Origin of the sequence: Amycolatopsis sp. 2-15 (genome assembly GCF_030285625.1) — a bacterium.
Classification (GTDB): Bacteria; Actinomycetota; Actinomycetes; order Mycobacteriales; family Pseudonocardiaceae; genus Amycolatopsis; species Amycolatopsis carbonis.
The window spans coordinates 4664954-4685955 of record NZ_CP127294.1 but is presented as its reverse complement, the minus strand read 5'-3'; the positions used below and the strand labels follow the sequence as shown (position 1 = coordinate 4685955).

Annotated in this window: 22 protein-coding genes and 1 tRNA gene; 4 read left to right on the top strand and 19 right to left on the bottom strand. The window is 71.2% G+C overall.

Annotated features, from left to right (window positions below):
• Positions 1-746: 746 nt before the first annotated feature.
• Together QRX50_RS23215 and QRX50_RS23210 are read right to left on the bottom strand one after the other, a co-directional pair.
• The gene (locus QRX50_RS23215) at positions 747-956 is read right to left on the bottom strand and encodes an Lsr2 family DNA-binding protein (protein ID WP_434533308.1); all 210 of its coding nucleotides are present in this window, start codon (positions 954-956) and stop codon (positions 747-749) included.
• Positions 957-1354: 398 nt separating this feature from the next.
• Positions 1355-1427: transfer RNA gene (locus QRX50_RS23210), tRNA-Asn, on the bottom strand.
• Positions 1428-1592: 165 nt separating this feature from the next.
• Between QRX50_RS23210 and QRX50_RS23205 the strand changes: the two genes are divergently transcribed.
• Positions 1593-1769 carry a hypothetical protein gene (locus QRX50_RS23205; protein WP_285974006.1) on the top strand — a complete coding sequence of 59 codons (177 nt, stop codon included), beginning with the start codon at positions 1593-1595 and terminating at the stop codon, positions 1767-1769.
• A 46-nt stretch (positions 1770-1815) separates the two neighbouring features.
• Here the strand turns inward: QRX50_RS23205 and QRX50_RS23200 are convergent, their stop codons facing one another.
• Genes QRX50_RS23200 through dnaG form a run of 3 tightly spaced genes read right to left on the bottom strand, consistent with a single transcriptional unit; the run spans position 1816 to position 5121 of the window.
• Entirely contained in the window at positions 1816-2580 is a 765-nt protein-coding gene (locus tag QRX50_RS23200) for a trans-aconitate 2-methyltransferase (protein ID WP_285974005.1), read from the bottom strand.
• A 53-nt stretch (positions 2581-2633) separates the two neighbouring features.
• The gene (locus QRX50_RS23195) at positions 2634-3155 is read right to left on the bottom strand and encodes a hypothetical protein (protein WP_285974004.1); all 522 of its coding nucleotides are present in this window, start codon (positions 3153-3155) and stop codon (positions 2634-2636) included.
• A gap of 1 nt (position 3156) precedes the next feature.
• Complete coding sequence (gene dnaG / locus QRX50_RS23190; protein WP_434533307.1) at positions 3157-5121, bottom strand: DNA primase; 1965 nt, start codon at positions 5119-5121, stop codon at positions 3157-3159.
• On the opposite strand from dnaG, the gene QRX50_RS23185 reads away from it, so the two are divergent.
• Complete coding sequence (locus QRX50_RS23185; protein ID WP_285974002.1) at positions 5120-6058, top strand: sigma-70 family RNA polymerase sigma factor; 939 nt, start codon at positions 5120-5122, stop codon at positions 6056-6058. The two genes, dnaG and QRX50_RS23185, sit on opposite strands and share 2 nt — an antisense overlap.
• Positions 6059-6062: 4 nt before the next feature.
• On the opposite strand, the gene QRX50_RS23180 is transcribed toward QRX50_RS23185, so the two are convergent.
• The 14 genes from QRX50_RS23180 to QRX50_RS23115 form a co-directional block, all read right to left on the bottom strand.
• The gene (locus tag QRX50_RS23180) at positions 6063-6629 is read right to left on the bottom strand and encodes a carboxymuconolactone decarboxylase family protein (protein ID WP_285974001.1); all 567 of its coding nucleotides are present in this window, start codon (positions 6627-6629) and stop codon (positions 6063-6065) included.
• A 67-nt stretch (positions 6630-6696) separates the two neighbouring features.
• A complete protein-coding gene (locus tag QRX50_RS23175) occupies positions 6697-7029 on the bottom strand; it encodes a CPCC family cysteine-rich protein (protein WP_285974000.1) in 333 nt (110 codons plus the stop codon).
• A gap of 39 nt (positions 7030-7068) precedes the next feature.
• Positions 7069-8901, bottom strand: a complete 1833-nt coding sequence (locus tag QRX50_RS23170) for a glycosyl transferase (protein ID WP_434533306.1) — start codon at positions 8899-8901, stop codon at positions 7069-7071.
• Positions 8901-9989 carry a serpin family protein gene (locus QRX50_RS23165; RefSeq protein WP_285973999.1) on the bottom strand — a complete coding sequence of 363 codons (1089 nt, stop codon included), beginning with the start codon at positions 9987-9989 and terminating at the stop codon, positions 8901-8903. Before QRX50_RS23165 ends, QRX50_RS23170 begins: the two co-directional genes overlap by 1 nt.
• Positions 9990-10206: 217 nt before the next feature.
• Positions 10207-11484, bottom strand: coding sequence for a deoxyguanosinetriphosphate triphosphohydrolase (locus tag QRX50_RS23160; protein WP_285973998.1), 1278 nt, complete (start codon positions 11482-11484; stop codon positions 10207-10209).
• Between the two features lie 43 nt (positions 11485-11527).
• Positions 11528-12169, bottom strand: coding sequence for a YdcF family protein (locus QRX50_RS23155; protein ID WP_434533305.1), 642 nt, complete (start codon positions 12167-12169; stop codon positions 11528-11530).
• A gap of 51 nt (positions 12170-12220) precedes the next feature.
• Complete coding sequence (locus QRX50_RS23150) at positions 12221-12826, bottom strand: response regulator transcription factor (RefSeq protein ID WP_285973996.1); 606 nt, start codon at positions 12824-12826, stop codon at positions 12221-12223.
• Positions 12823-13956, bottom strand: coding sequence for a sensor histidine kinase (locus QRX50_RS23145; protein WP_434533356.1), 1134 nt, complete (start codon positions 13954-13956; stop codon positions 12823-12825). Before QRX50_RS23145 ends, QRX50_RS23150 begins: the two co-directional genes overlap by 4 nt.
• Before the next feature lie 111 nt (positions 13957-14067).
• Positions 14068-14808, bottom strand: coding sequence for an ABC transporter permease (locus QRX50_RS23140; protein ID WP_285973995.1), 741 nt, complete (start codon positions 14806-14808; stop codon positions 14068-14070).
• The gene (locus tag QRX50_RS23135; protein ID WP_285973994.1) at positions 14805-15767 is read right to left on the bottom strand and encodes an ABC transporter ATP-binding protein; all 963 of its coding nucleotides are present in this window, start codon (positions 15765-15767) and stop codon (positions 14805-14807) included. The genes QRX50_RS23140 and QRX50_RS23135 overlap by 4 nt, the downstream gene beginning before the upstream one ends.
• Positions 15768-15913: 146 nt before the next feature.
• Positions 15914-17302: a glycine--tRNA ligase gene (locus tag QRX50_RS23130; protein ID WP_285974536.1), complete on the bottom strand. Its 1389-nt coding sequence runs from the start codon at positions 17300-17302 to the stop codon at positions 15914-15916.
• A gap of 94 nt (positions 17303-17396) precedes the next feature.
• Positions 17397-18050, bottom strand: coding sequence for a class F sortase (locus QRX50_RS23125; protein WP_285973993.1), 654 nt, complete (start codon positions 18048-18050; stop codon positions 17397-17399).
• Positions 18051-18125: 75 nt separating this feature from the next.
• Positions 18126-18764 (bottom strand): class F sortase, encoded by a 639-nt coding sequence (locus QRX50_RS23120; protein WP_285973992.1) that lies wholly within the window; start codon positions 18762-18764, stop codon positions 18126-18128.
• Positions 18765-18770: 6 nt separating this feature from the next.
• Positions 18771-19874 carry a hypothetical protein gene (locus tag QRX50_RS23115; protein WP_285973991.1) on the bottom strand — a complete coding sequence of 368 codons (1104 nt, stop codon included), beginning with the start codon at positions 19872-19874 and terminating at the stop codon, positions 18771-18773.
• A gap of 279 nt (positions 19875-20153) precedes the next feature.
• Here QRX50_RS23115 and QRX50_RS23110 point away from each other — a divergent pair, with 279 nt between their 5' ends.
• Positions 20154-20549 carry an ArsR/SmtB family transcription factor gene (locus QRX50_RS23110; RefSeq protein WP_285973990.1) on the top strand — a complete coding sequence of 132 codons (396 nt, stop codon included), beginning with the start codon at positions 20154-20156 and terminating at the stop codon, positions 20547-20549.
• A gap of 2 nt (positions 20550-20551) precedes the next feature.
• Entirely contained in the window at positions 20552-21001 is a 450-nt protein-coding gene (locus tag QRX50_RS23105) for a Fur family transcriptional regulator (protein WP_285973989.1), read from the top strand.
• Position 21002: the final 1 nt, after the last annotated feature.

Here is a 21002-nt window from a genome sequence, read left to right as displayed (position 1 = left end):
ACTGCCGACCACGCGGCTTCAGTGCCGCCTCTGTCCAGCCAGGAACCACTCAAATCCGGACAGGGAAACTGACAGCAGATCACGGCCGATCGTTGTTTTTTCGGCGCCTGCTACCAAGGAGCTTCTTCGGCGCTGGGGCAGTTCGGGGTTGGCGGGCGTCTCGCGCAGCACTGTCCGACACCGAGTCCACCGCGCGATTGGTCGCGCGTCGAAGCTGGCTTGTCGGGTCTCGCTTCACCGTCGGCGGAAAGGGATTCCTGCCTGTCCGTTGTCGATGTGATGCGCTCGGTGGCCGACTCGGATGTCTCATCGGCGCCCTCGGCTGCCTCTGCGGCCTCATCGTCCTCAGGCGGCGCGGGCCCGCCTTCGGAGCAAGCTGGATATCCATCTGGTTTTCGGGTCCATGTCCAGCAGCAGCGCCCTGGTCAGCAGCGCGAACGGTATGAAAAGCAGTCGCGGACGACTGTTATGCATCCCCGCAGGCCACGAAGATGGCGCGACCACTGCGACGGAGTACGGCCAGACCACCGCCACGCCTTGTCTGGGCAGCCTTGGTCCAGTTCCAGCGCGCGAGGTCTGCAGCTGCCCAGCTCCGCCCGTCATACGAAAGATGTCGATGATCCGCACAGCTATCCGTGCCGGAACCTCAGCTGGCCCCTGGCGAGCGCAGAGCGGATCCTGCGACAGACGATAAGCTGCCCCGCAGATCGTCACTTACACTTGGGCACAAGTATCCGTCGCCAACCTCAGCTTCGTTTCCGCGCAGCCGGCGACCTTCTTTCGCGCACCACGCTTGCGTGTGCCCTTTTCAGCCGGCTCATTGACCCCTGCTGGACCGCCTCGCATGCGGCAACGACCTCGGAGGAGACCCGGCTACGGTCGGATACCGCGTAACCATTCTCGATGGCCCGCGCGCGAATTGCCCTTGAGCGTTCACGATCTGCTGCCGTACCCAACCGTGCGACCCGCCGGCATCTCTAGACTCCAGCAAGCCATCGTGCTGACAGCGGCCGCGGCACACCCTCCAACACGAGTAGCGCGCGCCTACCCAGCAAGCCCACAAGCCAGCGTGGCCAGGACCCGTCAATCGCCCACGTCGCCGACTGTCGCAGAGGCGGCGCTCACGCTCCCCTCAACCTCCGCGACCAGCCCACCAAGCGTTGCGGCACACCCACCCGCTGCTCAATAGGCCAGCGTCAGACCGACGACAGGGAGTTATCTACTCGTTACCGTCAGTCCTACCATCCAAGCCGACGGATGACGGCCAACCAGCGTTGGACCGCGGAACTTTTGTCGCCCTAAATCGCCCTACCCATGGGTAGCAAAAAAGCCCAGGTCTGTGACCTGGGCTTTGCTCCCCCGCTTGGACTCGAACCAAGAACCCTCCGGTTAACAGCCGAATGCTCTGCCAGTTGAGCTACAGGGGATCGTATTCGGTTGTGCACCGGATGGCCGGTGCGATGGAAAGAACTTTAGCGCACCGCCTGCGCCACCCGAACAGGGGGGCCCTCTTCGCGGATCACACCCAGGGGGCGCCGGATTGCTGGACAATGGAGAGTCGGGAGTCCGACGAATGAGAGGCGTGGCCGCTGATGAAGAAGTTCCTGCTGGGCGTGGGTCTGGGATACGTGCTGGGGACCAGGGCCGGCCGGGGACGGTACGAGCAGATCGTGCGCACCTACCGCAAGGTGATCGACCACCCGATGGTCCAGGGCGCCGCGGGAGTGGCGCGGGCCAAGGTGGGCGAGAAGTTCGGCCGGGGGCGCTGAGCCGCACGCGTCCCGCCGAGGGGGCCTGCGAGCGCGCCCGGAACCGTCAGGGGGTGCGCGCCACGAAGAAGATGCGGCGGAACTCGAACCACGTCGTGCCGTCCGCGCGGGGCGGGTAGGCCTCGTCGAGGAGCGGGGCCAGCTCGGCGCGGAAGGCGGCCCAGTCGTCGTCCGGGAGGGCGGCGCGGATGGGGCGCAGGGCGGTACCGGTGATCCACTCCAGCACAGCGTTCTCGCCGGCCAGGCGCTGCATGTACGTGGTCTCCCAGGCGTCGATGAGGCAGCCCGCGTCGGCCAGCAGGGAGGCGTACTCCAGGGGCGACGACACGGCCTCGTTCTCGCGCAGGACCAGGGAGGCCAGGCGCGAGGACCACGCCGGGGAGGCCGCCAGCTCGCGCGTGATGCGGTGCGACGGCGCGCCGAAGTTGCCCGGCACCTGCACGGCCAGCACGGCGCCCGAAGGCAGCTGCGAGGCCCAGCGGCGCAGCAGCTCGTCATGGCCCGGCACCCACTGCAGCACCGCGTTGGAGACGACCACGTCGGTGTCCGGCTGCGGCACCCACTCGCGGACATCGGCGACGTGCGCGTCCACGCCGCGGGCGCGGGCGGCGTCGACCATCTCCGGCGAGCTGTCCAGGGCCTCCAGCGTGGCGCCGGGCCAGCGGCGGCCCAGGTCGAGCGTGAGGTTGCCCGGGCCACAGCCCAGGTCGACGACGCGGCGGGGCGCGTCGGACGAGATTCGCCCGATCAGGTCGTAGAAGGGGCGGGCCCGCAGGTCCGCGTAGTCGAGGTACTTGGCCGGATCCCACATGCGAGCCTCCCGAAAGCTAAACCGTACGCCCGTACTGAGTACGAGCGTACTGCTCACTCCCCGGGGTTGGCCAGCTTCTCGGCGACTTCCCCCGCGATCGCCTCCACCAGCGCCGGGTCGGTGCCCGGATCGGGACGCACCTGGAGCACCGTGCCGTCGCGGCCGGGGACCTTGCGCTGCACGAACCACGCGCCGCCGGTGCCGAAGTCGTGGCGGTGGCGCGAGCGCACGGAGCCGTCGACGCGCAGGCGCACCTGCGGCGGCACCTTGCCCGGCGCCGGCAGCCGGAACCGCACGGGTGGGCGGTCGACGACCACCATCACGGCGCCGACCTTCCCGGTCTCCTCGGACTCCGTGAGCTCGAAGACACCCTCGCCCCACGCGGCCTTGGCCACGAGGTGCCAGAAGACGCGCCGGGGTCCGCCCTCGGACGGGACCCACAAGCCCAGGCTGGTCACCACGAGCTCGCCGCCACCCTCGACACCCGCGACCGCGATCACGTTCTCGCCCGGAGCGAGCTCGCCCGGGAAGTCCGCGGGAAGTCCCCCGCCCATCAGACGGTTCAGCCAGCCCATGTCAGTCCCATCCGGACGCGGCCTGCTCGCGCAGCGACTTGCGGTACTGCTCCAGCGCCACGAGGTCGCCGAACAGCGCGCGGTAATCGTCGGGCGCTTCGACCGGCGAAAGCCGTTGCAGCTTCGACTTGATCTCGCCGATCTGCCGGCCGACGAGGCTTTCCTGCACCCCCGCGAGCACGCCGGAGATGTAGCGCGAGTCCACTTCACCCAAGGCGCGCAACGGTTCCACGGCCAGCTCGCTCAGCACGCGCCGCACCGTCCCTTCCGGACAGTGCTGCCTCGCGGCGTCGAGCAGGGCCGAGCCGGTGAGCCCCGACGCGGCGCCGCCGGCCTTCAGCAACGCCAGGTGCACGGCGACGTACACGGGGTGCGTGAACGCCTCCTCCGGCAGCGAGTCGTACTCCGGCCCGGCGACGGCGGGCTGCTGCAGCGCGGCCTTGAGCGCCTCGCGCTGGCCCATGAACCGCGGGTCGCCCGGTGCGGGCCGCGGCAGGTCCTGCTTCTCCGGCTCGGGCGCGGGCGCCTGCCGGGACGCGGGCTGACGCAGCTGCGGCGTCTGGCCGCCGCGCTTGGCGGTGGCCCCGGCGGCGCCGCGCACGCGGTTCACGACCTGCGCCACGTCCTGCCAGCCGACCCACCAGGCGAGCTTGGACGCGTACCCGTCGCGGCTCGCGCGGTCCTTGATGGCCGCGACCATCGGCACGGTCTTCTGCAGCGCCGAGACCTGGCCGTCGACCGAGTCGAGGTCGAACTGCTTGAGCGTGCTCTTGATCACGAACTCGAACAGCGGCGTCCGGCGCGCGACGAGATCCTTCACGGCCGCGTCGCCCTTCGCGATGCGCAGCTCGCACGGGTCCATGCCGTCGGGCGCCACCGCGATGTAGGTCTGCCCGGCGAAGGTCTGGTCGCCCTCGAACGCCTTCAGCGCGGCCTTCTGGCCCGCCGCGTCGCCGTCGAAGGTGAAGATGATCTCGCCGCGGAAGGCGTCGTCGTCCATCATCAGCCGGCGCAGCACCTTCATGTGGTCTTCGCCGAACGCCGTGCCCGACGACGCGACGGCCGTCGGCACGCCGGACGCGTGCATCGCCATCACGTCGGTGTAGCCCTCGACCACCACGACCTGGTGGCGCTTCGCGATCTCGCGCTTGGCCTGGTCGAGGCCGAACATGACCTGCGACTTCTTGTAGATCTGCGTCTCGGAGGTGTTGAGGTACTTCGCCTCGATGCGGTCGTCGTCGAACAGCCGCCGCGCGCCGAAACCCACCACGTCGTTGCCGACGTCGCGGATCGGCCACACCAGCCGCCGGTGGAAGCGGTCCATCGGGCCGCGCTGGCCCTCCTTGGACAACCCGGCCGCGAGCAGCTCCTTGACCTCGAACCCGCGGTTGAGCAGGTGCTTCGTGAGCTTGTCCCAGCCGCCCGGGGCGTAACCGCAGCCGAACTGCTTGGCCGCGGCGGCGTCGAACCCGCGCTCGGAGAGGAAGTCACGCGCGGTGCGGGCCTCGTCGGTCACCAGCTGCTCGATGTAGAACTCGCTCGCCGCCCGGTGCGCTTCGATGAGCCGCGCGCGCGTGCCGCGGTCGCGCTGCACACTCCCGCCGCCGCCCTCGTAGTTCAGCCGGATGCCGACGCGGTCCGCCAGCCGCTCGACCGCCTCGACGAACGAGACGAGGTCGATCTTCTGGATGAACTTGATGACGTCGCCGCCCTCGCCACAGCCGAAGCAGTGGAACGTGCCGTGAGTGGGGCGCACGTTGAACGACGGGGTCTTCTCGTTGTGGAACGGGCACAGCCCTTTCAGGCTGCCGCCCCCGGCCCGCCGCAGCGCGACGTACTCCCCCACGACCTCGTCGATCCGGTTGCGCTCACGCACCTCCGCGATGTCGCTCTCCCGAATCCGTCCTGCCACGGTCTCCACAATAGTTCTCCCTCCCCGGTGGCTTTGCGGCACACTCGGCCTCATGGGCACAACGACCGCATTGGACGACTATGCGACGCAGTTCGCCGCCCACCGCGGGCACCTCGTCGGGGTGGCGTACCGGCTCACGAGCACCCGCGCGGACGCGGAGGACGCCGTTCAGGAAGCGTGGCTGCGCCTGGCCTCACTCGACGAGGCCGGGCGCGCCGGCATCCGCGACCTGCGGGCCTGGCTGACCACCGTCGTCGGCCGCATCTGCCTCGACCGCTTGCGTTCGGCGCCGGCGCGGCGCGAGCAGTACGTGGGCCAGTGGCTGCCCGAACCGATCGTGACGCCGTTCGGCGCGCCGGTGAGCGAGGACCCGCTCGAAGCCGCGGTGCGCGACGACGGCATCCGCATGGCCGCGCTCGTGGTGCTGGACAAGCTCACGCCCGAGCAGCGCGTCGCGTTCGTGCTGCACGACGCGTTCTCCGTGCCGTTCGCCGAGATCGCCGGCATCCTCGGCTGCTCACCCGACGCCGCCCGCCAGCACGGCTCTCGGGCGCGGCGCGCGCTCGAGAGCGCCGACCCGCCGCCGCGCGCCGAGCTGACGGAGCAGCAGCAGGTGCTGGAGAAGTTCGTGACCGCGCTGCTGGCGGGCGACATCCGGGCGATGGCCGAGGTGCTGCACCCGGACGTCGTGCTCATCGGCGACTCCGACGGCAAGGGCCGCACCACACGCCAGATCATGGTGGGCGCCGACAAGCTGTCGCGCTTCTTCCTGGGCCTGATCCGGAAGTACGAGCCCGGCGTGATCAGCCGTGGCGCGCCGATCCTCGTCAACGGCGACCTCGGCCTGTGGCTCCCGCCGATGCCCGGGCACGACGGGTTCCTCTCCGTCGACGAGCATGTCCAGTCCATGAGCCTGCGCGACGGCCGCATCGTGGCCATCTACGACATCGTGAACCCCGACAAGCTCACGCACATCACGCGCCCCGCCTGACCGGTCACGGCAACGGCACCTGGCACGCGTCGCCCGAGGTGAAGCCCTGGTCGACGATGCCGAGCGCGCTGTTCATGCGCGCGCGGGAGTTCTCGAGCGCGATCTGGTAGCTCAGCTCCAGCACGCCGGCGCGGCCGAACTCGGCTTCCAGCTCGGCCACCTGCTCGTCGGTCACGCTCACCTGCGCGCCGGACATCGCGTCGGCGTAGGCCACGGCCAGCCGCTCGGCGCGCGAGAACGCGGGCGAGGTCGCGTAGTCGTCGATGTGGCGCAGCCGCTCGATGTCGAGGCCGTCGTGGCGCTGCAGCATCGTGCCGAAGTCCACGCACCACGAGCACCCGATCCGCGTGGCGACGCGGTACACCGCCAGCTCGCGCACGTCGGCGGGCAGCCGCTTCGACGCCTTCTCGGCCATCAGCTCGTGGACCACGGCCGCGCGCAGCAGGCCCGGGTGGTGGGCCACCACGGCCATCGGCTCGGGCACGGCGCCGAAGCGCTTCCCGGCGAACCGGTAGAACAGCTTCAGCAGCGGGCCGGCCTCGGTGGTGCGCTTCGCCGGGATGCGGGGCATGGTCGTCTCCTCTTCGTCGGTGCTGACGGAGGAACGAGACGGACGCCTCGGGTGTGACAGCTGAGCGTCAGCTTCGACGCCAGCAGTTCGGCCGCCACCAGTAGAGCCGGGTGCCATCGGCCGGCCAGGGCGCCCCGTGGTCGCCCCGAAGCTCGAGGTTGTCGACGGCGAGATTGAGGAGACGCCAGCCGTCGTCGACAGGTCCGGACGCGGCCGCTGTGCCAACGAGGCCGGTGAAGCGGCCCTCCATCGCACCGAGTTCGGCGTAGGCGTGCTGCGACTCGATCAGCGACGGGCGATTCGCGCCGCCGCTCCAGTCAGGCCACCGCAGCTGGATCGCGTCGTCTTCCCAGAAGCACACGGCGCAGATCGCGTGGGAGCCCGGCTGCTCCTCGAACACGAGGTGTCCACAACACGGGCACGGGTACCGAGGCATCCGCTAACCGTGGGCCGTGATCGCACGCACGTCCCAGACCCACACCCCGTCCACGAACTGCGCGGGCTTGCGCAGCAGCATCTCGACGGTGGCGCGGTAGGCGTCGGCGTGTTCGCGCGGGATGAGGACGAGCACGCTGGCGTTCCAGTAGCGCAGGTCCTTGATCGTCTGGTCGCGGTCGGCGTCGGTGACGGGCTGGACCTCGCCCGAGTCGCGGACGCGGTCGAGCAGGGTCGACGTGGGGACCTGGTAGGAGCCGTAGCGGCCGCGTTTGTCGTCCGGGCCGCTCGGGCCCACGAAGTAGCCCTCGGGCATCGCGTAGCCCAGGCCGGCGTCCATCTGCCAGTGCAGCGGCTCGGACTCGCCCGAGCCGGGCAACGGCACGGGCACCACCGTGCCACCGGGGGCGACGAAGGTGCGCCAGGTGCCGTCGGCGAAGAAGGCCGGCGTGGGCGGGCGGTCCTTGACCAGCAGCTGCGTCGGCGCGATCGGGAGAAGCACGGCGATCACCGCGCCCACCCAGAGCAGGCGCAGGGGCAGCCGGGGCCGGCCCTCTTCCGGGTCCGGCAGGGTCTCGGCCGTGGCGAACACGCGCTCGGTGGCGATCGCCAGCAGCGCGCCGATCGCGGGCACACACGCCATCGCCAGGCGCGACTCCAGCAGCGACTCGAACAGCGGCAGGTCGGCCAGCAGCTGCCACGGCCCGGCCACGCCCGTGTCCACGTGCACGGCCATGAGCTCGACACCCATCGACAGCCAGGCCATGAGGAACATCGCGATCGCGAGCGAGCGCGCCACGACCTCGCGCCACAGCCAGATCGTCACCACGACCATGAGCGCGATGAGCGGCCAGCCGAAGAACGCGTTCTCCTCGGTGCGGTTGATCGACACGTCGGCCGCGGCGTCGGGCTGGCCGGCGACCGACTGCGTGGCGAACCGCGTGAACGCGGCGAGGTCGTTGCCGACCGGGCCGTGCTCCAGGCCGGAGTAGCTCTGCGGGCCGAAGAACTGCCACCACAGCGGGAAAGCCACCAGCACGCCGGTGATCACCACGGCGAGCCCGCCGCCGAGCAGCAGCGGGCGCACCATCGCCTTGATCTCCCGCGGGCGCGACGCGAGGTACGCGACGGCGAAGATCACGAAACCCAGCGCGAAGATCAGCAGCGGCTCTTCGCCGAGGAAGATCTGGTACGCGGTGAGCACGCCGAGCCAGATCCCGTTGCGCACGAGCTTTCGGCCCTGCGCCAGGTGGATCACCTTCACCGCCAGGAACGGCAGCACGAACCACGCGACGAAGTTCGGGTGCGCGTTGCCGTGCGAGATCATCGACGGCGCGAACCCGGCCACCGCGCCGCCGATCGCCGCGGCCGCGCGGTGCCGGACGAGGTGGCGCGAGAACACCCAATACCAGGCGGCCGCGGTGCCGGCGAGGCTGCCGGTGAGCGCGATCGCCCACGTGACCGTGGGACCGAACGCGAGCGTGATCGGCGTGAGCGGGACCCCGACGCCGAGCATGGCCGTGTTGGCCATCATGTTCACGCCGAGCGGGTAGTTCTGCAGGCCCGAGTTCAGCGGGTTCTGCAGGTGCAGCACGGATTTCGCGGTGACGTCGAAGAACCACTCCCACAGGTTCTGGTCCGACGCGCTGTTCCACAGGTAGCCCGTGCCCAGGTCGCCCCAGAGGCCGCCGTACAGGATGAACGCGAACGCGAGGAAGGCCGCCACGATGCCGGCGTCGGCCCACGAAGGGCGCGGCTTCGGCGTGGCGGCGGGCTCGGACGGCCCGGGAACCGCGGGGATCAGCTCGGTCCTCGCTTCCGGTTGGAAAAGACTCACTACGGGCGCACCACCCGCGCGAAGAAGTACACCGCGCCGGTGCCGGCGTGCCGGACGAGCAGGAGGAACGGCCGGTCCACCGCGACTTCGAGCGGCTCGGCCGTGGACAGGGACAGCGTGCGCATCTGGATCGCCGTGGCGGCCGCGCCTTCGAGACCCTGCTCGTCGAGGCGCAGCACGGCCTGGTGCACCACGCTGTCGACCCACAGCGGCCGCGTGGCGGTGAGCCCGGTGAGGTCGGCGTCCTGCGTGAACACCTCGCGCACGCCGAGGGCGCGCAGGGCACCGTCGAGGTCGGTGCGGACGTCGAGCTTGATCTGGGGCAGCGAGAGGCGCACCTTGCGGCGTTTCCGGCCGGCGAGGAGCTGCTTGAGGCTCGCGGTGCCGAGCGCGGCCTCGGCGGGTGCGAGATCGCCGTCCGGGAGCAGGACGACGGCTTCGACGCCGCCCTGCGCCGGCAGGCTCACGACCTGCCAGCCGCCGGCGTGGTGGTAGCCGACGGTCTCTTCGAGGTGCATGGTCGGCACCCGACGGGTGGCCCCGGGGCTGTGGAAGTCCGCGGGGGCGGTGGCGCCGTCGGGGAAGGGGTGGCGCCAGGCGGTCTTGAGGTATAGCGCGTTGACGAGGCTGGCGCGGGTATCGGCGCTGATCGTGCCCGAGGGCAGCAGCTCCGGGATCAGGCCGTGGGTGATCCGGTCCACGTCGGTGTTGATCAGGCCGCGCGCGGCTTCGGGATCGGTGGTGAAGGGCGCGGTCTCGGCTTTGCCGCCGGGCCAGGTGACGAGCTCGTCGACGAAGGCACTCTCGACGGTGATCGCGTCGGACGCCCAGAGTGTGTTGGCGACGGCCAGCTGGGCTTCATCGCCGAGCGTCGAGGCGTCGCGCAGCACGATGGCGTGCGCGTCGAGGTCGACGTCACTGGTGGCCAGGAGCTTTCGCAGCTCCTCGGCGGTCCGCCCGCGCGCCGCCCGGGCCGCGAGGCCCAGCGCGCTGGCCGCGGAGTACGGCGAAAAACACGCGTCACCCCCACCCGCCGCTGCGGTGCGTCCCAGGGCGAGCGTGAAGTCCAAGTGGCTGTCCACGGCCATGCGGCGACCGTACCCGACCGGGTGGTTCCGGCGGCACCGAACCGATCAGCCGCCCCCCGCTCTGCCCCTCAAGCACCCTAATGCGGCGTTCGGTGCGCTGAATCGGGCACGTGCGCGCGGCGCCTCCGTTGAGGGTGGCGGCGGAGGCATGGATGGAGCAACCAACGCCGCATCGGGGCGGGGTGGGCAGCAGACGAGTGGTCGGGAGAGCGGGAGCTCAGGCGTGCCGCCCCACGTGCCAGCGGTGCCATTCGTGGGCCTGCGCGTCGGTGAGCGAGGCAACCTGGTCGACGACCACCCGCAGGCGCGCGGCGTCGTCGGCCGCGGCGTGCCACGGGGGCACGAAGAGCGGGTCCAGGGACTCCGGGGCGCGGCGCAGGAGAGCGGCGACCAGCTGCGCGATCAGCTCGCGCTGGCCGTCCTGCATGGCGAGGCGGCGGCGGTCGCTCATGACATAGCGCAGAGCCAGGGCCTTGAGCAGCGCGACCTCCGCCGCGACCTGGTCCGGGACGGCGAGGCGGGCGCCGTAGCGCAGCAGCGGGCCCTCGCCGTAGACGCTGCGGGTGCCGGTGACCGCGGCGGACGCGAAGCGGCCCACGAGCTCGCTCGTCAGCTGCTTCAACGCCACCTGGGCGCGCAGCGAGCCGTCCGGGGCGGTGCCGACGAGGGCGGCCACCACGGGCAGGTCGAGCAGCTCCTTGGCCGCGCCCTCCAAAGTGGACGCCGACAGCGTGGAGAAGTGCCGCGCCGCGGCTTCCGCGACGGCCGCGCGTTCGTCCGGATCCGCCAGCACGCTCAGCGAGATGCGTCCTGCCAGTACACCGTCCTCGACGTCGTGGACGGAGTAGGCCACGTCGTCGGACCAGTCCATGATCTGGGCCTCGAGGCATCGCCGCTCGCCCGGTGCCCGGGAGCGCACCCACTCGAACACGGGCACGTCGTCGGCATACACGCCGTACTTCTGCTGCCCCGGCCGGCGCCGCCACGGGTACTTCGTGGTCGCGTCGAGGCAGGCGCGCGTGAGGTTGAGGCCCGCCGCCGCGCCGGCTTCGTCGAGCGACTTCGGTTCCAGGCGCGTGAGGATGCGCAACGTCTGCGCGTTGCCCTCGAACCCGCCGCACGCCTGGGCGACGTCGTCGAGCGCCTGCTCGCCGTTGTGCCCGAACGGCGGGTGCCCGATGTCGTGCGCGAGCCCGGCCGTGTCGACGAGGTCCGGGTCGGCGCCCAGCTCCTCGGCGATGCCGCGCCCGATCTGCGCGACCTCCAGCGAGTGCGTGAGCCGCGTGCGCGGCACGCCGCTGACCTCGGCCCCCTCGCCGGGGCCGACCACCTGCGTCTTGCCCGCCAGCCGGCGCAGCGCGGCCGAATGCAGCACGCGGGCGCGGTCGCGCGCGAAGTCGCTGCGGCCGTCCGGCCGCGCGCCGGCCAGCGCCGCGCCCTTGGGTGCCTCGGCCAGCACCCGGGCGCGGTCGTACTCGGAGTACCCGTCGCTCACCCGGCCAGCTTAAGCGCGGCCACCGACAATTCCCCGGGGAAGTTCAGCCCATGAACGTGTCGAACAGCTCGTCGGCCGGCGATTTCGTGAGCTCGTAGAACAGCAGCGCGCCCGTCTCGCGGAAGATGTAGCGGACCTGCGTCACGCGCTCCTGCACGATCGGGCCGCTGTGCGTCGGCGCGGTCCACGCGTCGAGGCCGAGGTCCGCCGCCATCGTCCGCGCGCGGTAGGAGTGCCACGGGTCGCTCACGAGCACCGCCGTGTGCCAGCCGCGCGCCTGCACCTGGTCGGCCACGGCCCGCAGGCTCCGCAGCGTGTCGCTGCCCTCGCCGACCGCCAGCGTCGCGGACGCGGGCACGCCGTGCTGCGTCAGCCACCGCGCGCCGGCCGCGGCCTCGGTGAAGTTGTCAGCCGCCTTCTTGCCCCCAGCGGTCACCACGGTCTTCGCGACACCCGCGTCGTAGAGCTGGCGCGCCTTCTCCAGCCGTGCGGTGAAGATGCCCGACGGCTTGCCGTTGTACTGCGCGGCCCCCAGCACCACGATCACGTCGGCCGGCGTGCGGTCGTTCTCGCGCGCGACCTGCCACACGCGAAACGCCGTACCGCCGACGACGGCGAGCACCACGAGCACCGCGCCGAACGCGATGCGGCGCAGCCAGTTCGCCCACGTGGGTGGTGTTCTCATGCCCGCCATCTTTTCAGAGCCGCACGCGATTCCGGCGCAGGCACCCCGGCGTCACAGCCAGCCGCGTTCCTCCGCCAGCCGCACGGCCTCGGCGCGCGTGCGGGCGCCCGTCTTGCCGATCGCGGCCGAAAGGTGGTTGCGCACAGTGCCTTCCGAGAGGAACAGCGCCTTCGCGATGTCCGCGACGGTGCTGCCGTCGCGCGCGGTCGAGAGGACGTCGCCCTCCCGCCCGGTGAGCGGGCTCGCCCCGGTCGCCAGCGATTCGGCCGCCAGCGCGGGATCCACCACCCGCAGTCCACTGTGGACTCGCCGGACGGCCTCCACGAGCTGCTCCGGCGGCGCGTCCTTCACCACGAACCCGGCGGCGCCCGCGGCCATCGCCCGCGCCAGGTACCCGGGCCGGCCGAAGGTCGTGCAGATGATCACACGGCACGAGGGCAGCGCGGCGTGCAGCTCCGCGGCCGCGGCGAGACCGTCCTTGCCGGGCATCTGCACGTCGAGCAGCGCGACGTCCGGCGCCGCCTCCTTCGCCGCGGCCAGCACCTCGTCGCCCGACCCGACCTGCGCCACGACCTCGATGTCGGCCTCCAGCCCGAGCACGGTGGCCAGGGCTCCGCGCACCATCGCCTGGTCGTCGGCCAGCAGAACGCGGATCACGCAAGTCCTCCCGCGGGTTCGGCACGCACGGCCTGGACGGCCGGCGGCTCAGCTTCCGGAACCTCCGCCCGGACCACCCATCCTCCCCCGGGCCGCGGCCCGCTGTGCAGCGTCCCCCCGACGCCGCCGACGCGTTCGGTGAGCCCGCGCAGCCCGTTGCCCTGCGCCGCTTCGGCCCCGGCGCCGTCGTCGGCCACCTCGAGCCAGTCGCGCCCGAACCGCACGCCGACGCGCTCGGCCCCGGAGTGGCGCAACACGTTGGTGACCGCTTCGCGCAGCACGTATCCGAAGGTGCTCTGCAGCTGTGGCAGCACGTTGTCCACGGCGTAGGGCAAGTCCGCCTCGATCTCCGCCGCCCGCAGCGCCGCGCGCGCCCCGGCGAGCTCCGCGGCCAGCGACACCTCGCGGTACTCCGACACGGTCAGCCGCACGTCCGACAGCGCGCTGCGGGTCAGTCCCTCGACCTCGCGGATCTCCTCGACCGCGCGCCCGACGTCGCCGGAGCTCTCCAGCACCCGCCGCGCCAAACCGGCCTTCACCGTGATCGTGGTGAGGCTGTGGCCCAGCAGGTCGTGCAGGTCGCGGGCCACGCGCTGGCGCTCGTTGGCCACCGCGAGCGTGGCGATCTCCTGGTTGGCCAGCTCCAGCCGGCGCACCGCCCGGACGAGGTTGGCCATGAAGAACATCGCCAGCGTGATCGCGCCGACCGAGATCAGATCACCGCCGTCGGTTTGGATCCGGCCGTCGGCCAGCAGCACCACGGCCACCGCACCCAGCGCCAGCGTGTCGAGGATCGCGGCCCAGCCCGCCGGGAAGAGGAAGGCGAGCGTGGCCGTCGCGTAGAGCAGGATGTACGGGCTCGTGTCCACCAGCAGCGTCGCGAGCAGGCCCAGCGCCAGCATCACGGCACCGAACGTGAGCTTCACCTGCCGCGGCTTGCGGAACACCGTCGGGAAGACCACGTAACACGCGCCGTAGCCGTAAACCAGCAGCGCCATCAGCACCCGCGTCCACAGCGGCTCGCCACCCGTGGCGAGCTCGCGGGTGACCGGGACGAGGAAGGGCAGCAGGAAGAGCACCGCGAAGATCGGCCAGCCGATCTTGTTCGGACCTCCCCGGTGCCCGATCATCGGGTCGTCCCACCACGAGGACCGGTCGCCCAGCGCGAACCGGAACCGGGTCTGCGCAATCGACGCGGGCTCTTCCTTCGTCCGCTGCACCGTCGTTCCCTCCCGTCCCGGTCAGACCCGGGCGCTGTCCTTACGGTATCGCCTGATCACGAGCGCTCCGAGGACCACGGCCCAGCCCGCCAGCACCGCGACCGCGGTCGGGAAGCTCACGAGCAGCTCGTTGGTCACGGCCGGGCGCACCAGCCCGATCAGCCAGTAGGTGGGCAGCAGCTGCGCGACGTCGTGCATCCACGAGGGCATGCTCTCGATCGGGATCCACAGGCCGCCGAGGAAACCCATGCCGAGCATCACGATCATCGAGATGGGCTGCAGCGACTCCGGCGTGGCGAGCTGGCCGAGCAGCAGGCCCAGCAGCACGAGCGGGATGGTGCCGAGCCACAGGCCGGCGATGATCCGCAGCCAGTCACCGCCGCCGAGGTGCACGTGTTCGATGAAGATCGCCACGAGTGGCACCAGCAACAGCGCGGGCAGCCCCACGAGCAGGCCGGACACGGCCTTGCCGCCGAGGTACGAAGCCCCCGAGAGCGGGGTCAGCCGCAGCTGTCGCTGCCAGCCACTCGCGCGCTCGATCGCGAGCCGGGCTCCGTTGGTCGTGGCGGCGGCGAACATTCCGAACGCCATCATGTTGACCATGACCACGGCCACGATCGCCGCGTGGTCCGGGTCGCTCGCCTTGGTGAAAACGTTGGCCTGCAACAAGAACATCAACACCGGGAAAGCGACGACGAAGATGAGGAACCGCATGGAACGGAACAGCCGCTTGATCTCGACGGCCAGGTAGGACGGGTTCATCGGGCTGCTTCTTCCGGTTCGGTGTGGTCTTCCGCGGTCAGCGAAAGGAACGCGCCTTCGAGGCCGACGGCGCTGATCTCGATGTCGTGCACGGCCGGCACGGCGGCCATCAGCGCTCGCAGCGTGGCGTCCGAATCGCTGCTGGAGATCGCGGCGCGCTCGCCGCGCAGCTCGAAGTCGGTCACCGCGGGCAGCGTCGCCACGAGACGTTCGGTCTCCCCGGTGGCATCCGGCAGCACCGCGCGGATGGTGCGGCCGCCGGCCAGTGCGCGCACCTGCGCGACCGACCCGTCGGCGACGACCCGGCCGGACCGCATCAGCACCACCCGGTCGGCGAACTCCTCGGCCTCCTCCAGGTAATGCGTCGCGAACAGCACCGTGCGGCCGCTCTCGGTGAAGGAGTACATGGATTTCCAGAACTCGCGCCGCGTGCCCACGTCCATGGCCGCCGTCGGCTCGTCGAGCACCAGCAGATCGGGGTCCGACACCAGCGCGACGGCGAAGCGCACCCGCTGCTTCTGCCCGCCGGAGAGCTTGTTGGCCCGCCGGTCGGCGATGTCGTCGATCCCCGCCTGCCGCAGCGCCTGCTCGAGCGGCATCGGCGTGCGGTGCAGCTTCGCGACCATGCGCACCGTCTCGCGCACGGTCAGGTCGTCGAGAAGAGTGCCGCCCTGCAGCATCGCCCCGATCATCCCGGCGCGCACCGCGTCGCCCGGCGTCTTGCCGAACACCGTGACCTCACCCGCGTCGGGCTTGCTGAGCCCCAAGATCATGTCGACGGTGGTGGACTTGCCCGCGCCATTCGGCCCGAGCAGCGCCACCACCTCCCCCGGCGCGATCGTCAGCTCGACCCCATCGACGGCCCGCACCTCGCCGTAGTGCTTCCTCAACCCGCTCAACCGAACGGCGGCCCCCGCCGCGACGTCCCGCGTCCCGCGCGTGGCCTGTGTGGTTTCCATGCCTTGAAGACTGCCGGGATTGGGGCGTGGGTCCGCAGGCCGAGCGTCACGTCGTGACCGTGACAGGTGTCAGGGGTCGCGGCCCGGCCCGACAAAGCACAACGGCCCTCCCCCGTGATCCGGGGAAGGGCCGTGTACGAAAAGTGTCAGCAGCCGAGCAGCCGAGGCGCCAGGTACTCCACGACCTTGTCGATCGCGATGCGTTCCTGGGTCATGCTGTCGCGTTCGCGGACGGTGACGGCCTGGTCTTCGAGCGAGTCGAAGTCCACGGTGACGCAGTACGGGGTGCCGATCTCGTCCTGGCGGCGGTAGCGGCGGCCGATGGCCTGCGCGTCGTCGAAGTCGACGTTCCAGTGCTTGCGCAGGGTGGCGGCGAGGTCGCGGGCCTTGGGCGAGAGGTCGGCGTTGCGCGAGAGCGGCAGCACCGCGGCCTTGAACGGCGCGAGCCGCGGGTCGAGGTGCAGCACGGTGCGCTTGTCGGTGCCGCCCTTGGCGTTGGGGACCTCTTCCTCGTCGTAGGAGTCGACGAGGAAGGCCATCATCGAGCGGCCGACACCCGCCGCCGGTTCGATCACGAACGGGCGGTAGCGCTGGCCCGAGGCCTGGTCGAAGAACGACAGGTCCACGCCCGAGTGGTTCGAGTGCGTGGTGAGGTCGAAGTCGGTGCGGTTGGCGATGCCCTCGAGCTCGCCCCACTCCTGGCCCGCGTTGAAGTCGAACCGGTACTCGATGTCCACGGTGCGCTTCGCGTAGTGCGAGAGCTTTTCCTTGGGGTGCTCGAAGTGGCGCAGGTTCTCCGACTTGATGCCGAGGTCGGTGTACCACTTGGTGCGCTCGTCGATCCAGTACTGGTGCCAGCGCTCGTCCTCGCCCGGCTCGACGAAGAACTCCATCTCCATCTGCTCGAACTCGCGCGTGCGGAAGATGAAGTTGCCCGGCGTGATCTCGTTGCGGAAGGACTTGCCGACCTGGCCGATGCCGAACGGCGGCTTCTTGCGCGAAGCCGTCTGCACGTTCAGGAAGTTCACGAAGATGCCCTGCGCGGTCTCCGGGCGGAGGTAGTGCAGGCCTTCCTCGCTCTCGACCGGGCCGAGGTAGGTCTTGAGCATCATGTTGAAGTCGCGCGGCGCGGTGTACTTGCCGCGCGTGCCGCAGTTGGGGCACGGCACGTCGGACAGGTCGTCCTCCGACGTCGCCTTGCCGGTGCGGCCTTCGTAGTCCTCGGCGAGCTGGTCGGCGCGGAAGCGCTTGTGGCAGTGGAGGCACTCGATCAGCGGGTCGGTGAACACGTTCACGTGGCCCGAGGCGACCCACACCTGGCGCGGCAGGATCACCGACGAGTCGAGCCCGACCACGTCTTCCCGGCCCTGCACCATGGTCTTCCACCACTGGCGCTTGATGTTGTCCTTCAGCTCCACGCCGAGAGGCCCGTAGTCCCACGCCGACCTGGTGCCGCCGTAGATCTCTCCCGACGGGAAGACGAAGCCACGGCGCTTGCACAGACTGACGACGGTTTCGATGGTGTTGGCGGGCACTCCACGCTCCGGACGCATGCGGGGACGGTTATCTGACTAAGAGGTCCAGCGTATCCGGCCGCCCCCGCGGCCCTTCCGGCGAGGTGAGCAGGGCTCAGGGCCGGCCCGTCAGCGACGCCGTGACGACCCGGTTGTCGTCGTAGCCCTCGGTGCCGCCGACGTAGTCGCCGCCGCACGTGACGAGCACCAGTTTGTGGGGCCCGTCCGGGGAAAACAGCTTCGCGGACTCCGCGGCGAGCCCGGACTTGTGGATCGTGCGGACCTCGTCGACGCGGTAGCTCCACTTGCCGCCCGAGGTGTCGGTGACCGTCACGGCCTGGCCCTGCTCCACCTGCCACAGCTGGTCGAACGGCCCGGTGCGGCCCTTCCAGTTCACGTGCCCGGAGAACAGCGTGACGCCCTGGTCGGCGCCCAGGCCCGAGCCCCACCACGCGGCTTCGGCGAGGCTCTGCGGGATCACCAGCGCGCCGTCGTCACCCACGGGTTCCTGCACGAGTTTCGCGGTGCCGCCGCCGGGCAGCAGCACGGTGCCGGGCGTCTGCCCCGGGTCGGCCTGCTTCTGTGCCGACTGCTGCGCCGCACCCGCTCCCGCCGCCGGTACCGGTACAGAAGCCGCGCCGCTGGCGAGACCGGGTTCATCCTTTCCGGTGAAGATCAGGAGGGCGACGACGAGCGCCGCCACCACCACGGCCCCGACGGCGCCCAGTACCCACTTGGTCCTCGCGGGCCGTTCCTGTGTCCCTTGCATCGTGCTCCCTGCTCCGGTGTGTCGTGCGCAGGAAGACATGCCGCGGGACGCGGGCGGGGTTGCACCCGATCGTGCTCAGTCCGGACGCGAGACCAGGTTCGCCGTGACGATGCGGTTCTCGTCGTAGCCCTCGGTGCCGCCGACGTAGTCGCCGCCGCACGTCACGAGCACCAGCCGGTGCGGCCCGGACTGCGCGAACCACTGCGGCGCCTGCTCCGGGAGCTGCTCCTTGCGCACGGTCGCCGCACCGGTCACGCGGTAGAGCCAGCGCCCGCCCGAGGAGTCGACGATGCTCACGTTGTCGCCCGTGCGCACGCGCCACAGGTCGTCGAACGGTCCCTTCGTGCCGGCCCAGTTGACGTGACCGGACAGCACGGCCGCGCCCTGCTTCGAGCCGAGGCGCGCGCCCCACCACGCGGCGTCGCCGAGGCCACGCGGGATCGGCAGGATCCCGTCGCGCGTCACCTCGGTGCGCACGAGCCGGGCCTCCGACCCGTCGGGCAGCCGGACGCTGCCGGGCCGTTGCACGCCCACGGCGGCGCCGTCCGCGGGCAGCTCGGCGGGCGCGCCGTCCTCCCCCGGCAGCGAGCCGGGCGGCGGTTCCGCCGCGGCGGCGGGCACGGGCGCGGGGCCCCAGGTCAGCACGACCACGCCCGCGGCCAGCGCGAGCACGGCGACCACCGCTGACACGACGGCCAGCGCGGTGCGCAGCACGGGGACCTACTCGCCGCGCGAGCGCGCCGTGCGCCGGCGGCCCAGCCCGATCGCGAGCCCGCCGAACACCAGACCGGCGACCAGCAGGCCGAGGCCGAGCGGCAGCCGGTAGTCGCTCGACGGAGCGGCTGCGGCCGTACCGAGATAACCGGCCGGGACCTCGGTGGGCACCGGCGGCTGCGTCGCCGTCGCGCCGTTTCCGCTGCCACCGGACACGGCCACGAAGTTCTTCGGGATCGAGCAGCTCACGCCGCCGAGCACCAGCGTGGTGCTCACGTCCGGCAGCGGGTCGCCCGACTCGTTGCGCACGTGGGTGGTCACGTCGACGCGCCAGCCGGCCTGAGCCGTGACGTCGCCGTTGCGCCAGCCGTCCTGCCTGATCAGCTGGTCGAACGAGGACACACGGGACACCACGACGTCCGAGAGCGACTTGGTCGCGTCGGCCCCCTCGACGGCCCTGGGCGCGCCCAGGCGCAGGTTCTTCACGCTCAGCGAACCCGAGCCCGCGGGCATCGTGACCTGCTTGAGGGTGTCGTCCTCGCCGCGCACCCAGAGCCGGGTGAGCGTGGTGGTGCCGGTGACCTTGTTCGGGGCCGAGCAGTCGGCGGCGCTGCGCGCGTTCTCCAGCACCAGCATCGTGTTGTCGACCGGGCGGGCCTTGCCGCGGGCGTTGTCGCGCAGGGCGTAGTTGGTCTCGGCGACGGCCGCCGGCACGTTCGTGGCCTGCAGGGCCGCGACGACGTTGTGGTCGCGGCTCGCGATCCCGGCCGGGTACGGGCTCGTGGGCGCGTCGCCGAACTTGCCGAGGTCGATCTCCCAGTTGCCGCCGAAGGTCGAGCGCTCGCCGTCGTTCTTCGGCACGGCCACGCGGTCGGCCGAGAGCTTCGACTGGCCGGGGGTGAGCGGTGACCGCTGCGTCTCGGTGATCAGCGAGCCGCCGTGCTGCGGGTCGGAGCCCAGCCGCACCGACGCCACGTTGGCGAACGACACGGGACCGGTCTTCTCGTCGACGGCCTTCACGGTCTGCGTCGTCTGGGCGGCGGCCACCGGAGCGAGCGCGGGCAACGCCGCCACCGCCAGGATCGCCGCCTTCGTCACGAAACGAGTCATTGTCTCCCCACTGCCTCCGCCTCGATTCGGGCGGATCGTCAGCGTACGAGAAGCGACGAAACGCCCCGCGTCAACCTTGCACCGTCGGCCACCGGTTGCGAAGCCGAAGTGCCGATTCCTGACGAACTCACCCGATCGGGTGAGGCTGGTGTGAGTGACGGTGACCGACAGGAGCCACGGAGGGGAACACTACGATGACCGTGACCGTTGTCGACAATGACATCCGACTTCGGAACCCGCCGGCTCGTCCGGCGGCTTCGCGCGCAAGGGGAGGCAACGATGGCACCGGCCAGCACAGGCGCTCTTTCGGCCGGCACCGGCACGTCCGGTGACCCGGCGACAGCGCCGGCCGGCCCGATCGAGGCTCCCGCATCGGGTCCGCTGGGTCCGTCGGGCTCCGCGCTCGCCGACGCCGGTGATCTGCTGCGCGCGCTCGCCGCCCCCGTCCGGATCGCCATCGTGCTGCAGCTGCGCGAGGCCGACCGGTGTGTCCACGAGCTGGTGGACGCCCTCGACGTCGCTCAGCCGCTGATCAGCCAGCACCTGCGGGTGCTGAAGACGGCGGGCGTGGTGCAGGGTGAGCGCCGGGGCCGGGAAGTCGTGTACCGCCTGGTGGACGACCACCTGGCCCACATCGTCGTCGACGCGGTCACCCACGTGCAGGAAGGGAAGTGACCATGACCTCGACCCCCCACTCGGCGGCCCCATCGGCGCCCACCCCGAACTCCAACCCGGCCCCGGTGCCCGGGCGCCGCTCGACCAAGCAGCGCGCGGCGGTGGTCGACCTGCTCAGCACGGTCGACGACTTCCGCTCCGCGCAGGAGCTGCACGACGAGCTGCGCAAGCGCGGCGACGGCATCGGCCTGACCACCGTGTACCGCACGCTGCAGTCGCTGTCGGAGGCCGGCGAGATCGACGTGCTGCGCACCGACTCCGGCGAGGCGATCTACCGCCGCTGCTCCACGCACCACCACCATCATCTCGTGTGCCGCGTGTGCGGGCGCACGGTGGAGGTCGAGGGCCCCGCCGTGGAGCGCTGGGCCGAGAAAATCGCCTCCGAGCACGGATTCTCCGAAATCAGCCACACCGTGGAGATCACGGGCACCTGCGCCGAACACGCGGGCTGAC

Coding starts and splice junctions, on each gene's coding strand:
- QRX50_RS23205 (WP_285974006.1), top strand. CDS start 1,593: ATGAAGAAGTTCCTGCTGGGCGTGGGTCTGGGATACGTGCTGGGGACC.
- QRX50_RS23200 (WP_285974005.1), bottom strand. CDS start 2,580: ATGTGGGATCCGGCCAAGTACCTCGACTACGCGGACCTGCGGGCCCGC.
- QRX50_RS23195 (WP_285974004.1), bottom strand. CDS start 3,155: ATGGGCTGGCTGAACCGTCTGATGGGCGGGGGACTTCCCGCGGACTTC.
- QRX50_RS23185 (WP_285974002.1), top strand. CDS start 5,120: ATGGGCACAACGACCGCATTGGACGACTATGCGACGCAGTTCGCCGCC.
- dnaG (WP_434533307.1), bottom strand. CDS start 5,121: ATGAGGCCGAGTGTGCCGCAAAGCCACCGGGGAGGGAGAACTATTGTG.
- QRX50_RS23180 (WP_285974001.1), bottom strand. CDS start 6,629: ATGCCCCGCATCCCGGCGAAGCGCACCACCGAGGCCGGCCCGCTGCTG.
- QRX50_RS23165 (WP_285973999.1), bottom strand. CDS start 9,989: ATGGCCGTGGACAGCCACTTGGACTTCACGCTCGCCCTGGGACGCACC.
- QRX50_RS23155 (WP_434533305.1), bottom strand. CDS start 12,169: ATGAGAACACCACCCACGTGGGCGAACTGGCTGCGCCGCATCGCGTTC.
- QRX50_RS23145 (WP_434533356.1), bottom strand. CDS start 13,956: ATGATCGGGCACCGGGGAGGTCCGAACAAGATCGGCTGGCCGATCTTC.
- QRX50_RS23140 (WP_285973995.1), bottom strand. CDS start 14,808: ATGAACCCGTCCTACCTGGCCGTCGAGATCAAGCGGCTGTTCCGTTCC.
- QRX50_RS23135 (WP_285973994.1), bottom strand. CDS start 15,767: ATGGAAACCACACAGGCCACGCGCGGGACGCGGGACGTCGCGGCGGGG.
- QRX50_RS23125 (WP_285973993.1), bottom strand. CDS start 18,050: ATGCAAGGGACACAGGAACGGCCCGCGAGGACCAAGTGGGTACTGGGC.
- QRX50_RS23115 (WP_285973991.1), bottom strand. CDS start 19,874: ATGACTCGTTTCGTGACGAAGGCGGCGATCCTGGCGGTGGCGGCGTTG.
- QRX50_RS23110 (WP_285973990.1), top strand. CDS start 20,154: ATGGCACCGGCCAGCACAGGCGCTCTTTCGGCCGGCACCGGCACGTCC.
- QRX50_RS23105 (WP_285973989.1), top strand. CDS start 20,552: ATGACCTCGACCCCCCACTCGGCGGCCCCATCGGCGCCCACCCCGAAC.